Here is a 14,074-nt window from a genome sequence, read left to right on the forward strand (position 1 = left end):
GAGTGAAAGTCACAGCAATCGGCGAACGCTTGTTCACTTTTCACCGACGCCAGGTTTCCCTGTCGGGACGCAGGCCTAGGGCCGGTCCGCAGTTTGCGGGCAAGTGCTCGTAGGATCAACGACCTGGAGCAACCCAGCGCTGCAGAATCCGCTGCAACTCCGCACGTTTGAATGGCTTTGCGAGGTAGTCGTTCATTCCCGCCTCCAGGCACGCCTCGCGGTCGCCCTGGAGTGCGTTGGCGGTCAGGGCGATGATCGGCACCTCTTCACCACCGGGTTTTGCACGGATCTGCCGGGTGGCTTCATAGCCGTTGAGAACCGGCAGGCGGCAGTCCATCAGAATCGCCGCGAAATCGCCACGCTCGGAGGTGCGCACTGCCTGGGCGCCATCACCCACCAGCGTGACGCGATAGCCCAGGCTGCGCAACATAGCTTCTATGACCGTTTGATTCACCGGGTTGTCCTCCACCAGCAAGACGGACTGACCAGTGGCAAGGGCATCGACGCTGCTCAGCCCATCCTCTGCGGCACGTTGGCGCGCGCGGAAGGGCAGGGGGATTTCCAGGGTGAAGGTCGAGCCGCAGCCTTCCTCGCTCACCGCGCTCAGGGTGCCGCCCATCCGTTCGGCCAACGTGCGTGCGATGGACAACCCCAGCCCGGTGCCGCCGTAACGTCTGGAGGTGGACGAGTCGGCCTGCTGGAAGGCTTCGAACATATGCTCCAGGCGCTCGCGGGAGATGCCGATGCCGCTGTCCTGCACCGAGCAGACGAGCCACAGCACTTCGTCGTCCAGCGCCTGCCAGGTCGCTTCCAGGCGCACGCCGCCCTCTTCGGTGAACTTCAGGGCGTTGCCCAGCAGGTTGACCAGGATCTGCCGGATGCGTGTGGGGTCGCCTTGTACCTCAAGGTCGTCCAGGCCGTCCTGCACGTTCATTTCCAGCGCCAGGCCGCGCTGCTGGGCGCTGTGCTGGAAGACCTGGATGGAACTCTGGATCAGTTCCAGCAGGTTGAACGGGATGCGCTCGAGTTCCAGCGCGCCGCGCTCGACGCGGGAGAAGTCGAGGATGTCGTTGATCACCTTGAGCAGGTGCTCGGTGGATTCGGTGGCCAGCGCGCTGTATTCCGCCTGTTCCTGGTTCAGGTCGGTGGTTTCCAGCAACTGCAGCATGCCCAGCACACCGTTCATCGGCGTGCGCAGCTCATGGCTCATCATCGCCAGGAAGTCGGACTTGGCGCGGTTCGCCTCTTCGGCTTCCTCCCGTGCCGCCACCAGTTGGGCGATGCTGCGCTCCTGCTCCAGGCTGGCCTGCTGCAGGCCGCGGGCGAGGTTGTTGATGTGCCGGGCCAGGTCGCCGACCTCTCCGTCATCCGGCACCGGCAGGGTGGTGTGGTAGTCCCCGCTCTGGATCGCCTGGACGGCCCGGCCCATGGTGCGGATCGGCGCCGCCAGGCGGCGGGCGAGGCGGCGCGCCAGCAGGTAGGTGAGGATCAGCGCGAACAACGCCAGCAGGCTGGCCTTGAGGAGGATTTCCTGCTGCCGCTCGCTGAAGGCGTCGCTGGCCATGCCCACCACCACGCGGCCGAGGTAGTCGCCACTGGGCGGCGCGGCGGCCGGCAGCAGGTCGCTGGAGCCCGCCAGGTCGCTGCCGTTGAGGGCGATGTTCTCGCGCTGGATCGAGGCGTGGAAGATTTCCACCTTGGTGCTCGCCTGGGCGGGATCGGCGGCATGCTCGACGTACACGAGGATATTGTCACCCCGATCGCGCACCTCGATGAAGCGCACGTGGGCAGTGCTCAGCGTCGCCCGCAACAGGCTCTGCAGCACCGGCAGGTTGCCGGAGATCACCCCGTACTCCGCGGCGGGGGCGAGCTGGTTGGCGATCAGTTGGCCGGTATGGTTGGACTCCAGGCGCAGGTCCTGCAGGCGCGAGTAGGTGAAGTAGCTGGTCAGCAGCACGGTCAGCAGCAGCGCCGGGCCGAGGCTGATGGCCAGCATGCGCGTCTGGATGTTCCAGCTCTTGCGGGAACTCATGGTTTCTCTCCTTCGGCCAGGCGCTGCGCGAGATCCGCGTCAACTGGCAGGTCGATGCCGAGCGAACGCGCCACCTGGCGGTTGCTTTGCACCTTGAAGCGTTTGGGGTAGAGGCTGCGGGGCCATTGCTGCGCAGGTTGCTCCAGCAGGCTGTCGAGGGTTTCCAGCCAGTCGCTCTGGTCGCTGTAGGTACTGGCCAGGCTTCCGGCCCTCACGAAGGCGGCGGTGGGGCCGATCAGTGCGCGGTTCTCAGCGTAAGCGCTGAGGAGGATGCCCTTGATGGTTTGCGCGTTATAAAGCTGTTTGTCGTCCAGCCCGAGCAGCAGGTCACTGCGTGCGAGCAATTCGCGCAGCGGCCGGCTGTCGTCGGCGCGGGTCTGCCGTTCGCTGACCAGCTCCACCCCCAGCTTTTCGGCCGAGTGCTGCAGCTCCTCCAGGAGGAATTCGCTGCTGGGCCCCAACAGCACGCCGATACGCTGCGGACGCGGGCTCATCTGCAGGGCCAGGGCCAACTGGCGTGCCGGTGGCGGATCGCTCCACAGCAGGGTGAGGTGCGGCACGTCGCGCCCGCCCAGAACCTGCCGGGCTTCGACGCGGCTGACCAGTAACGTCAGTGCCGGCGGCGCGTCGTGGCTGGCCAGGCGCCAGTTCAGTGCGCCGCTGCCCAGCAGCAACAGACGTGTCTCACCATCCAGCTTGTCAGGCGGGGGCAGGTTCTCGGGGGACTCCAGCCGCACCTGGTCGTGGGGACGGCGTTTTGCCAACGCGTCGGCGAAGTCCTGCAGGGCAGCGCTCTGCTCGGTGCTGACCAGGAGGAGCTCGCGGGCCTGCGCCGGCAACGCGAACAGGCAGGCCAGCCAGAACAGCAGGGCGGTGAGAAGGGGGCCGGGGCTCGTCCATGAGCGGCGGGCAGACATGCTAGAAGTCCACCTCGGCGCTGAAATAGAGCAAGTGGCGATTGTCGTAGCGGTTTTCCGGCCAGGTCAGCGGTTCGTCGTCCAGACGCTGCTGCAGAACGCCGGCCAGTTCCAGCGCCGCGCGGCCCAGGGGAATGCGCTTGGCTACGCGCAGGTCCACGCGCTCGAAGCGGTGCTCGTTCAGCGCATCGTCGCCGTAGTAGAAGAGGGCGCTGGACCAGCCGCGGCCCCAGTCGCGCATCCAGCCGGCCGAGCCGCTGTTGCGCGCGGTCAGGCGCTGGTCGTAACGGCTGCTGGCGTCATAGTCGACGTAGGCGTAGGTCAGGCGCACGCGGTCCTGCCGCGTCAGGCGCCAGTCCAGCTGGGTTTCCGCGCCGCTGAAGCGGATGTCGTTGTCGTTGGTCGGTTCGAAATCGGAGACCTTCAAGGGATCGCTGATCAGCCCGTGGATTTCGTCGTAGTAGGCTTTGATGTCCAGCGCCAGGCCGAGTTCGTCGAACTGGCCGTTGTAGCCGATTTCCCGCGAGCGCATGCGCTCCTGGTCGAGGTCGCCCGGCCCGTGGGCGCGGGCGAAGTAGTAGGCGCTGGACTGGCCGTACACGGGCGTCGAGAGGTTGCGCACCCGGTAGCTCCAGTTCACGTCGTTCTCGTACATGTCCGGCGAGCGCACTGCCTCGGAATACACCGCGCGCAGGCTGTGGCGCGGGGTGATGAGGTAGTTGAGGGCCACGCGCGGGCTGACCGAGCTGCCGGAGAGCTGGTCGTCCTCCACCATCGCGCCGCCCTGCAGCAGCCAGTGCGGCGTCAGGTGCCATTCCAGCTGGCTGAACAGGCGCCAGATATCGTTGTTCACCGTGCCGTCGAAGTAGGTTTCCGAGGAGGCCTGGTCGTGGCGGTAGCTCATGCCGCTGACCAGCCGCACGCCATCGGCGAGGCTGAGGGTGTCCTGGACTTCGAGGTCGTAGCGGGTCTCGCGGATGTTCTGGTTCACCTGCCCGCACACCGGCAGGTAGGCGCCGGCCGCCAGTTGCCGGACCACTTGTTGGGCCAGCGCCCGCTCCTGTGCCGTTCCGCGGGGAATGCGCGGTAGCGAGTCGGCGAAGTTCTGTACGTATTTCGGGTTCAGCTCCCACAGCTGCGCAAGCTGCGGGCTGAAGGCGATCTGCGCCTCGCACGCGCCGAAATCCTGCAGGCGCTCCCAGTGCTCGGCGTAGCCCTGCACGTAGAGACTGTGCTCGGGGTTCACATCGAGGGTCCAGCGCAGGGAGCCGGCGTAATCACGGGCGGTCAGGTCGGAATTGTCGTCGCCGGCGGCGATGTTGCCGAAGATCGGCTGGTAGGCGTAGGGCCGCTGGTTGCTGCCTTCCTTCGCGGCGAGCTGCCAGTCCAGGCTGTTGCGCAGGTCGAGGCTGTGGCTGGCGACCAGGTTGAAGCGGCTCAGGCGGCGGCCGTCGCGGTAGTTGCGGTCGAACTGGTCGTGGTCGAAGCCGTCGTCTTCCTGGCCGGAGAGCGACAGTCGATAGTCGCCGGAGCGGTCATGGAGGCCCTGGCTGGCGTACCAGTCGCGGACGCCATTCTGCCCGGCGGTGTACTTCAGCCGTGTGCCCTGGCTATCAGCGGGATGGCGGGTGAGGATGTTGATCACGCCCATCAGCGCGTTGGCGCCGTAGCTCACGGCGTTGGGCCCGCGGAAGACCTCGATGCGGTCGATGTCCTCGATGGCCACCGGGATATCGCTCCAGTCCACCGTCGCCAGGCCCGGGCGGTACACCGAGCGGCCGTCCACCAGCACCTGCAGGCGCCGTGCCTCGGTGACGTTGGTGCCGTGGTAGTTCACCGTCGCCTGATTGCCCGACAGGTAGCCGACCATCATGCCCGGCACCAGGCGCATCAGCTCGGGAATGTCGCGGGCGCCGGAGGCCTTGATCAGGTCGCGGTCGAGCACCGTCATGCTGCCGGGGACTTCGGCCGGGGACTGTTTCAGCCGCGTCGCGGTCAGAACCTCGGGAACGTCGAGGCTGTCCACGAACAGATCGCCGGCCACGGCCTTGCCCGCCAGCAGCGCGGCGAGCAGGGAGAGCGGCAGGGGAGCGCGGACGGGACGATACACGGAACGGCCTTGTTCTCGGTTTTTTCTGGGGGCGGTCAGCGCCTGCAGCCAGACGTTTTCCACAACAGGGATGTTAAACGAGGCTGCGCTGATTACCAGTCCGGCGATCCGGGCTGGTCGGTCGCCGATGCGGCCTTATAATGCCCCAATCGCCGCTCCCGGGCGGCCACCAATGGAACAGACATGACACAGCAGCAACCGATCGCCGTCCTCGGTGGTGGCAGTTTCGGCACCGCCTTCGCCAACCTGCTGGCGGAAAACGGACAGCGCGTTCGCCAGTGGATGCGCGACGAGGAACAGGCCGAGGCGATCCGCACCCGCCGCGAGAATCCCAATTACCTCAAGGGCGTGCGCATCCATGCCGGCGTGGAGCCGACCACGGACCTGGCGGCGACCCTGGCCGAATGCGAGATGATTTTCGTCGCGGTGCCGTCCAGCGCGCTGCGCAAGGTGCTCGACGGCCGCAGCGAAGCGCTGGCCGGCAAGATGCTGGTCAGCCTGACCAAGGGCATCGAGGCACAGAGCTTCAAGCTGATGAGCCAGGTGCTCGAAGAGATCGCGCCGAAGTCCCGCATTGCGGTGATCTCCGGCCCGAACCTGGCGCGCGAGATCGCCGAGCACGAGCTGACCGCTACCGTGGTCGCCAGCGAGGACGAAGACCTTTGCGCCCAGGTGCAGCAGGCCCTGCATGGCCGCACCTTCCGCGTCTACGCCAGTGGTGACCGCTTCGGCGTCGAGCTGGGCGGCGCGCTGAAGAACGTCTACGCCATCATCGCCGGCATGGCCGCCGCGCTGGGCATGGGCGAAAACACCAAGGGCATGCTGATCACCCGCGCCCTGGCGGAGATGACCCGCTTCGCCGTCAAGCTTGGCGCCAACCCCATGACCTTCCTCGGCCTGGCCGGCGTGGGCGACCTGATCGTCACCTGTTCATCACCCAAGAGCCGCAATTATCAGGTGGGTTTCGCCCTGGGCGAAGGCCTGACCCTGGAAGACGCCGTGGCGCGCATGGGCGAGACCGCCGAGGGCGTGAACACCCTCAAGGTGCTCAAGGCCAAGGCCGACGAGCTGCAGGTCTACATGCCGCTGGTGGCCGGCCTCAACGCCATCCTGTTCGGCGGCCGCACCCTGGCACAGGTCATCGAGGCGCTGATGAGCGGCGAGCCGAAGACCGACGTCGACTTCATTCCCACCACCGGTTTCTGAGGAGGTTTCGCCATGTCTGTTGAACGTGAGGAGAAGGAATCCCTGGTCCTGCGCGTCGTCTGGATGCTGGTTTTCGCGCTGGTCTGGTTCGTCGCCGAGATGATCCTCGGCGCCGTGGTCGTCATCCAACTGATCTACCGCATCATCTACGGTGCGCCCAGCGCCAGCCTGATGGGCTTCGGCGACAGCCTGAGCCAGTATTTCGCGCAGATCGGCCGCTTCGGCGCCTTCCAGACTGACGCGAAGCCCTGGCCGTTCGCCGACTGGCCGAGCGCTCGCGCCCCGGAAGGCGAAACGCCGCACGACGTGCCGCCGGCAGCGCACCCGGTGCGCGACGAGGAGCCCAAGCTGTGAAGCTCTGGCTGCTCCGTCACGGCGAAGCCGAACCCCAGGCGCGCCGCGACGCCGAGCGCCGGTTGACAGCCCACGGCACCAAGGAAGTACTGAAAAGCGCCGCCCAGCTCGCCGGCCAGCCGCTGGATGGCATCCTCGCCAGCCCCTACGTGCGTGCCCAGGAAACCGCCGAGCTGGTGCGCGAGGCGCTGGGCTTCGAGGGTTCGGTGGGCACTGCGCCCTGGCTGACCCCTGACGATGACCCCAAGGACGTGTTGCGCTTCCTCGACGGCCGCGGCGAAAAGAACCTGCTGCTGGTCACCCACCAGCCATTGGTGGGCGCGCTGGCCGGCCTGCTGGTACACGGCAGCCGCAGCGACGCCGTGCCGTTCGGCACCGCCACCCTGGCCGAACTGGAAGGCGAAGTCCCGCTGGCCGGCTTGATGGAGCTGGTGTCGCTGTATCATCCGCGGCATTCCTGACGTCGCGCAAAGCCCCTGGGTGTTCTGTGCCTGGGGCAATCCCTCTCCCCAGCCCTCTCCCTTAAGGGAGAGGGTTAGGGAGAGGGGGCTCTTCCACCCGACAAGGCAAATCGTGCCCGGATGTTTCTATACGAAGCCCGTCGCAGAGCGGCTGGCGCCCATCCTTCGGTTAAATCCTACAAAAGTTCACACGACCAGCCTTGTTTGCCACGGCATCGCGTGGAATATTCGACCAAGCAAGTGCTTGGTTGATCCATCGCGATATCCCTGAGCTACACCTCTGACAACAAGAACAAAGGAGGGGCACGTGGTTAAAGCAGTCCGATTACCACTCGACCTGTTCTATCAGCGCGAGAAGAGCCATCCGAACAAACGCTACCTGGTGCAGCCGCTCACCGGCGGCGACGTGCAGACCCTGAGCTGGGGCGAAGTGGGCGAGCAGGCCCGCCGCGCCGCCGCCTGGCTGCGCAGCCTGGACCTGCCCGACGGCAGCCGGGTGGCGATCATTTCGAAGAACTGCGCGCACTGGATCGTCGCCGATATCGCCATCTGGATGGCCGGCCACGTCTCCGTGCCGCTGTATCCCAACCTCACCGCCGATTCGGTGCGCCAGGTGATGACCCACTCCGAAGCGCGGGTGGCCTTCATCGGCAAGCTGGACGACTGGCCGGCGATGGAGGGCGGCATTCCCGACGGCGTGCCCACCGTCGCGCTGCCGCTGCACCCGCAGGGCCGCTTCGACCAGCAGTGGAGCGACCTGCAGCAATGGGCGCCCATCGCCGACGACCCGCGCCCGGACGCCGCGACCCTGGCGACCCTCATCTACACCTCCGGCACCACCGGCACGCCCAAGGGCGTGATGCACACCTTCGGCAACTTCGCCTTCGCCGCCAGCCATGCCATCGACCTGTTCGGCGTCGGCGAGGAGGACCGGCTGCTGTCCTATCTGCCGCTGTGCCATGTGGCCGAGCGCATGTTCGTGCAGATGGCGTCGATCTACGCCGGGCAGACGATCTTCTTCGCCGAGAGCCTGGACACCTTCGTCGCCGACATGCGCCGCGCGCGGCCCACGGTGTTCTTCGGCGTGCCGCGCATCTGGACCAAGTTCCAGATGGGCGTCTACGCGCAGATGCCAGCGCAGAAGGTCGACCGCCTGCTGCGCCTGCCGATCGTCGGCCGACTGGTTGGCCGCAAGGTGCTCGCCGGCCTCGGCCTGGACGCCGTGCGCTACGCCCTGTGCGGCGCCGCGCCAGTGCCTGAGGCGCTGCTGGACTGGTACCAGCGGCTGGGCCTGAACGTGCTGGAGGTCTATGGCATGACCGAGAACTGCGGCTACTCCCACGTCTGCCGCCCCGGCGAACAGCGGGCCGGCTGGATCGGCCGCAACAGCCCCGGTGTGGAAGTGCGCATCAGCGACGAAGGTGAGGTGCAGGTGCGCAGTGGCGCGACCATGGTCGGCTACTTCAAGGACCCGGAACGCACCGCCGAGACCCTCACCGAGGACGGCTTCCTGCGCACCGGCGACAAGGGCGAGCAGGATGCGCACGGCAACCTGCGCCTGACCGGCCGCATCAAGGAGATATTCAAGACCGCCAAGGGCAAGTACGTGGCCCCCGCGCCCATCGAGAACCGCCTGGCCGTGCATTCGCGCATCGAGCAGATCTGCGTGGTCGGCGACGGCCTGATCGCCCCGCTGGGCCTGTGCGTGCTCTCCGAAGTCGGCCGCCAGGAAGCCGCCAACGGCTCGCGCAGCCAGCTGGAACAGAGCCTGCAGGCGCTGCTGACTGAAGTGAACGATGCGCTGGACAAGCACGAACGCCTGGCCGGGCTGGTGCTGGTCAAGGACGTCTGGACGGTGGACAACGGCTTCCTCACGCCGACCCTGAAGATCAAGCGCAACGTGGTGGAAGGGACCTACGGCAAGCGCTTCAATGAATGGGCGGAGCGCCGCGAGGCGGTGCAATGGCATGAATGACAGAAGGAATGCGGAATGACCTGGCGCACCACGCCCGACCTGGAAAAGCTCAACGCGAACCTGAAGAACACCATCGGTGAAGTGCTCGACATCCGCTTCGAGGCGTTCGACGACGACTCGCTGACCGCCAGCATGGTGGTGGATTCGCGCACCCACCAGCCCTACGGCCTGCTGCACGGCGGTGCCTCGGTGGTGCTGGCGGAAACCGTCGGCTCCACCGCCAGCTACCTGTGCCTGGACACCAGCCAGTACTACTGCGTGGGCCTGGAGGTGAACGCCAACCACCTGCGCGGCTTGCGCAGCGGGCGGGTGACGGCGGTGGCCAGGGCGGTGCACATTGGCCGCTCGACCCACGTCTGGGAAATCCGCCTGCACGGGGACGACGGCAAGCCGAGCTGCATCTCGCGGCTGACCATGGCAGTGGTGCCGCTGGAGCGTTGACCCTGCGCGGTATTTCCCTGCAGGAGCGGGCCATGCCCGCGACAGAGCGGCGCCGGGCCAATCGCGGACGGAGTCCGCTCCTACGCAGGCGCCATGGTTCCGCATTTCCTTGCAGGAGCGGATTCATCCGCGATGAATTTCGCGGATAAACCGATTCCTGCTCATCTGTGCGCGTGAACGTGCTCGCTCCTACAGGTCCCATGCCGCTCGGCACCCTCGCAATTTTGTCCAAGACCCGCCGTTGCCGTGTCGGTACAGTGGGGCCATGGAACGCATCGAACACCACAGCAGCGGCCTGCCCGGCGTCCGTTTCATCGACGCCGAGTACCGCCGTTTCGCCTTTCCCCGGCATTTTCACCTCGACTACCACGTCGGGCTGATGCTCGACGGCTGCCAGCGCTACACCCATCGCGGTGAGCGTTCGCTGGCCGGGAACGGCGACATTCTGCTGATGAGCCCCGAGAGCATCCACGACGGCGCCAGCGAGGGCGAGGGCGGCTATCGCATCCGCGTGCTGTCCATCGACCCGCAGTGGCTGGACGACGCCTGCCGCGCCTTCAGCGATGGCCGCCAGGGTGCGCCGCGGCTGACCGCTGCGCAGTTGCGCGATCCACTGCTGCAGGCCGAGTTGCAGCGTGCCCACGGGCTGATGCTGGGCGGCGAACGGCTGGCGCAGGAAGGCCAGCTCTGGCAGGCCCTGGCCGCGCTGCTGGAGCGCGCCTCCAGCCTGCGCATTCGCGAACCGGGGCAGGGCTTCGACGCACCGACCTGGGCGCGTATTCGCGAGTGGCTGGAGTCGCGCCTGGAAACCCCGCCGACCCTGGAAGAAATTGCCCAGTTCTGCGACCTCAGTCCCTGGCAGGTGCTGCGCCGCTTCCGTCACCAGTGTGGATTGCCGCCACACCAGTGGCTGACCCAGTTGCGTCTGGAGCGCGCGCTGCCGCGGGTGATCAAGGGCCAGCCGTTGTCGGAAATCGCCCTGAGCCTGGGCTTCTATGACCAGGCGCATTTCAGCCGCCTGTTCCGCCGTACCTACGGATTGCCGCCCGCGCGACTACGCCAGCGCTGATCCACCCCCCGTTTCCTTTCCCTCTGGAGAATCCCGCGATGCAGGAGGTTCACGTCTTGCTCATGCTCACCGCCGTGTTCGCCGTCGCCCTGGTCAGCCCCGGCCCGGACGTCGCGCTGGTGGTGCGCACCTCGTTGCACCAGGGCCGCCGCGCTGGCGTGCTCAGCGCCCTGGGCCTCGCCTGCGGCATCCTGGTCCACGGCACCCTGGTGCTGACCGGCGTGTCGCTGCTGCTGGCGCGTTCGCCGCTGCTGTTCAGTGCGCTGCAACTGGTGGGGGCGGTTTATTTGGGCTGGCTCGGCATCGGCGCGCTGCGCGCCTTGCGCAAGCCGGGCGGGGCAGGGCGCATCGATGGGGAGTTGGCCGAGTCGCGGCTCGGCCCCTGGCTGCGCGGGCTGGCGACCAATCTGTTCAACCCCAAGGCGCTGGTGTTCTTCCTCGCGCTGCTGACGAGCCTGATCCCGGTGGACATGTCCGCGCCGGGCAAGGTTTCGGTGGCCGTGATGCTCTTCGTGATCGGCTTCGCCTGGTTCAGCCTGCTCAGCATCCTCCTCACCCGGCCGTTGTGGCAGCGGCGGTTGCTGCGTGCCGTTCCCGCCATCGACGGCGCGTGCGGCGTGGTGTTCCTGCTGGTGGCGGGCGGCATCCTGTTCAGCGTGGTGAACCACGCGGCGCATTGGGGGTGAGGCTTGCGTCGATAACTTGTTCCACGTTATCCGCCGCAAAAACGGAGCGATCAGGGCAAACCCGCCGGAGCGCCATGGACTTTGGCCGTAGTGCCGTCATTCGCGGGAGTGCGGGTCATTGCCGCGCCCCCGGTGCTGTCGGAAAATTCAGGCTGTCATTTCCCTGAGTTCACGCAGCATGTCGCAAGCGGTCTTCTTCGCCCACGCCAATGGCTTCCCCTCGGGGACCTACGGCAAGTTGTTCGATGCCCTGGAGCCGGATTACCGGGTCCATCGGCTGGACATGCACGGCCACGACCCACGCTTCCCGGTGAACGACAACTGGGAAAACCTGGTGGAAGAGCTGCTGCATCACCTGCAGGCGCTGGACGAACCGGTGTGGGGCGTCGGCCATTCCCTGGGTGGTGTGCTGCATTACCACGCGGCGCTGCGCAAACCGGAGCTGTACCGGGGGGTGGTGATGCTCGACTCGCCCCTGCTGACCCTGGCCGACCAACTGGTGATCCGCGTCGCCAAGCGCTTCGGTTTCATCGACCGGCTGACGCCCGCCGGCCGCACCCTTGGCCGCCGCGAGGATTTTGGCGACTTCGAGGAGGCGCTGGACTACTTCGCCGGCAAACCGCTGTTCAAGCGCTTCGACCGCGACTGCCTGGAGGCCTATGTCCGCCACGGGCTGGCACCGTCGCCAGCGCGCGGGCTGCGGCTGAAGTTCGACCCGGCCACCGAAATCTCCATCTACCGCAACGTGCCGCACACCGCGCCGGGCCGCGCAACGCAACTGGCCGTGCCGCTGACCATGGTGCGCGGCCGCCATAGCCGCGTGGTGCTGCCGCACCATGCCCGCCTGATCTGCCGCATCCCCATGGGCGAGAGCCTGTCGCTGCCGGGCGGCCACATGTTCCCGCTGGAGCGCCCGCAGGACACCGCCGCGCTGCTCAAGACCGTCTTCGCCCGCTGGCAACAGCGTGCCCATCGCTAAGGAATCGCCATGACCGCCCACGTCCAGGAAATCCGCCTGAACCTGCCGCACATCGAGCTGGCCGCGCACCTGTTCGGCCCTGAGGATGGGCGCCCGGTGATCGCCCTGCACGGCTGGCTGGACAACGCCATGAGCTTCGCCCGCCTGGCGCCCCGGCTCGACGGCGTGCGTATCCTCGCGCTGGACTTCGCCGGCCACGGCCACTCCGGCCACCGCGCGCCGGGGGCCAGCTACCTGCTGTGGGACTACGCGCTGGACGTGCTGATGGTGGCCGACCAGATGGGCTGGGAGCGTTTCTCCCTGCTCGGGCACTCCATGGGCGCCATCGTCTCGGTGCTGCTGGCCGGCGCGATGCCCGAGCGCATCGAGCGACTGGCGCTGATCGACGGCCTGGTGCCGTACACCGGCGAGGCGGATACCGCGCCGCAGAAATTGGGTGAAGCCCTGCGCGCGCAACTGGCGCTGCCGAACAAGCGCAAGCCGGTGTACGACGCCATCGACCGCGCCGTGGAAGCGCGCATGAAGGGTGTGGGCGCCGTGAGCCGCGAGGCCGCGGAGCTGCTCGCCTCCCGTGGGCTGGTGCCGGTGCCGGGCGGCTACACCTGGCGCACCGACGCGCGCCTGACCCTGCCGTCACCGCTGCGCCTGACCCGCGCCCATGCGCGACAATTCGTCCAGTCCGTGCAATGCCCGGCCAGTCTGGTGCTGGCGCAGCAAGGGTTGATGATGGTCGAGCCGGCGACCCGCGAACTGCTCAAGGACCGGCCCTTCGAGGTCCATGAGCTGCCCGGCCGGCACCACCTGCACCTGGACGACGAGGCGGGCGCCGACGCCGTCGCGGCGATCTTCCGGCCCTTCCTCAAGGGCTGAGGGAAACACCCCGTAGCGCCCTGCGGCTTGACTAAAGCGGGGCCGGCCGCGACGCTGCACGGATCGCTTCAGGGAGATTGTGCATGCTCGACATCCAGACCGCCGCGCGCCAGGGGCCGGAACACCCTCACCTCGTCAGGACCGACGCGCACCGGATGTCACGGCTGCTCCGCACGCTGCTCGCCGGCGGCCTGCTCGGCTTCGCCAGCCTCGCCGGCGCCGCCGACCTGCCCGACAGCCATGACCTGGAGGTCCTCCCGCGCTTCCCGCGTTCGGAGATCGTCGACTTCAACCAGGCCGCCAGCCAGGAACGCATCTACCCGCAAGGCTCGATCAGCCGCATCAGCGGGCGCCTGCGCATGGAAGGCGAAGTGCGCGCCCTCGGCGACCTCACCGCCGTGACCTACCGCCTGCCCGACGAGGACTCCAGCCAGAGCGCCTTCGCCGCCGCGCGCAAGGACCTCCTCGCCGCCGATGCCACGCCGCTGTTCTGGTGCGAGAGTCGCGATTGCGGCTCCAGCAACCTGCTGGCCAACGCGGTGTTCGGCAATTCCAAATTGTTCGGCCCGGACGAGCAGCAGGCCTACCTGCTGGTGCGCCTGGCTGCGCCCCACGAAAACAGCCTGCTGGCGGTCTACACCATCACCCGGGGCAACCGCCGCGCCTACCTGCACGCCGAGCAGCTGGACAGCGCCGCCGCCCTTGGCGAACTGCTGCCCAGCCCAGCCACCCTGATGCGCCTGCTCAAGGCCAACGGCGAGTTGACCCTGAGCCACGTGCCGCAGGAGCCGGGCGGCGCCTGGCTGGACCTGCTGGTGCGCACGCTGCGCCTGGACACCGGCGTGCGTGTGGAACTGGCCGGCCAGCACGCCGGCGACTGGCGTGCCGCGCTCACCGCCCAGGGCGTGCGCGACGCGCGCCTGGAGCAGGGCAAGGATGATGGCGAAGGGCTTCATCTGACCTGGCTGCGCTGA

At 67.5% G+C, this 14,074-nt stretch carries 13 protein-coding genes; 10 read left to right on the forward strand and 3 right to left on the reverse strand.

The genetic code is table 11. From position 1 onward, the window contains the following. Positions 1-115: 115 nt before the first annotated feature. The 3 genes from N0B71_RS17975 to N0B71_RS17985 are packed head-to-tail and all read right to left on the reverse strand — an operon-like array spanning position 116 to position 5,059. Positions 116-2,032 (reverse strand): ATP-binding protein, encoded by a 1,917-nt coding sequence (locus N0B71_RS17975; RefSeq protein ID WP_259754023.1) that lies wholly within the window; start codon positions 2,030-2,032, stop codon positions 116-118. Beyond that, positions 2,029-2,949: an ABC transporter substrate-binding protein gene (locus N0B71_RS17980; protein WP_259754025.1), complete on the reverse strand. Its 921-nt coding sequence runs from the start codon at positions 2,947-2,949 to the stop codon at positions 2,029-2,031. The genes N0B71_RS17975 and N0B71_RS17980 overlap by 4 nt, the downstream gene beginning before the upstream one ends. A gap of 1 nt (position 2,950) precedes the next feature. Further along, the gene (locus N0B71_RS17985; protein ID WP_259754026.1) at positions 2,951-5,059 is read right to left on the reverse strand and encodes a TonB-dependent receptor plug domain-containing protein; all 2,109 of its coding nucleotides are present in this window, start codon (positions 5,057-5,059) and stop codon (positions 2,951-2,953) included. A gap of 183 nt (positions 5,060-5,242) precedes the next feature. Here N0B71_RS17985 and N0B71_RS17990 point away from each other — a divergent pair, with 183 nt between their 5' ends. The 10 genes from N0B71_RS17990 to N0B71_RS18035 all read left to right on the forward strand — a co-directional run bounded on the left by N0B71_RS17990 (position 5,243) and on the right by N0B71_RS18035 (position 14,074). Then, positions 5,243-6,265: an NAD(P)H-dependent glycerol-3-phosphate dehydrogenase gene (locus N0B71_RS17990; RefSeq protein WP_259754027.1), complete on the forward strand. Its 1,023-nt coding sequence runs from the start codon at positions 5,243-5,245 to the stop codon at positions 6,263-6,265. A gap of 12 nt (positions 6,266-6,277) precedes the next feature. Further along, entirely contained in the window at positions 6,278-6,619 is a 342-nt protein-coding gene (locus tag N0B71_RS17995) for a DUF4389 domain-containing protein (protein ID WP_259754029.1), read from the forward strand. Continuing rightward, positions 6,616-7,080, forward strand: coding sequence for a phosphohistidine phosphatase SixA (gene sixA, locus N0B71_RS18000; protein ID WP_259754031.1), 465 nt, complete (start codon positions 6,616-6,618; stop codon positions 7,078-7,080). Before N0B71_RS17995 ends, sixA begins: the two co-directional genes overlap by 4 nt. 307 nt (positions 7,081-7,387) lie before the next feature. Continuing rightward, positions 7,388-9,055: an AMP-binding protein gene (locus N0B71_RS18005; protein WP_259754032.1), complete on the forward strand. Its 1,668-nt coding sequence runs from the start codon at positions 7,388-7,390 to the stop codon at positions 9,053-9,055. A gap of 15 nt (positions 9,056-9,070) precedes the next feature. Then, on the forward strand, positions 9,071-9,496 hold the full coding sequence (locus N0B71_RS18010; protein WP_259754034.1) for a hotdog fold thioesterase: 426 nt from the start codon (positions 9,071-9,073) through the stop codon (positions 9,494-9,496). 265 nt (positions 9,497-9,761) lie between these two features. After that, on the forward strand, positions 9,762-10,565 hold the full coding sequence (locus tag N0B71_RS18015; protein ID WP_259754035.1) for an AraC family transcriptional regulator: 804 nt from the start codon (positions 9,762-9,764) through the stop codon (positions 10,563-10,565). Positions 10,566-10,603: 38 nt separating this feature from the next. Continuing rightward, positions 10,604-11,251 (forward strand): LysE family translocator, encoded by a 648-nt coding sequence (locus N0B71_RS18020; RefSeq protein WP_259754036.1) that lies wholly within the window; start codon positions 10,604-10,606, stop codon positions 11,249-11,251. Between the two features lie 178 nt (positions 11,252-11,429). After that, positions 11,430-12,230: an alpha/beta fold hydrolase gene (locus N0B71_RS18025; RefSeq protein WP_259754037.1), complete on the forward strand. Its 801-nt coding sequence runs from the start codon at positions 11,430-11,432 to the stop codon at positions 12,228-12,230. Between the two features lie 9 nt (positions 12,231-12,239). Continuing rightward, positions 12,240-13,100: an alpha/beta fold hydrolase gene (locus N0B71_RS18030; RefSeq protein WP_259754038.1), complete on the forward strand. Its 861-nt coding sequence runs from the start codon at positions 12,240-12,242 to the stop codon at positions 13,098-13,100. A gap of 83 nt (positions 13,101-13,183) precedes the next feature. Continuing rightward, complete coding sequence (locus N0B71_RS18035; RefSeq protein ID WP_416788044.1) at positions 13,184-14,074, forward strand: DUF4892 domain-containing protein; 891 nt, start codon at positions 13,184-13,186, stop codon at positions 14,072-14,074.

The organism is Pseudomonas sp. GCEP-101 (assembly GCF_025133575.1).
Classification (GTDB): Bacteria; Pseudomonadota; Gammaproteobacteria; order Pseudomonadales; family Pseudomonadaceae; genus Pseudomonas; species Pseudomonas nitroreducens_B.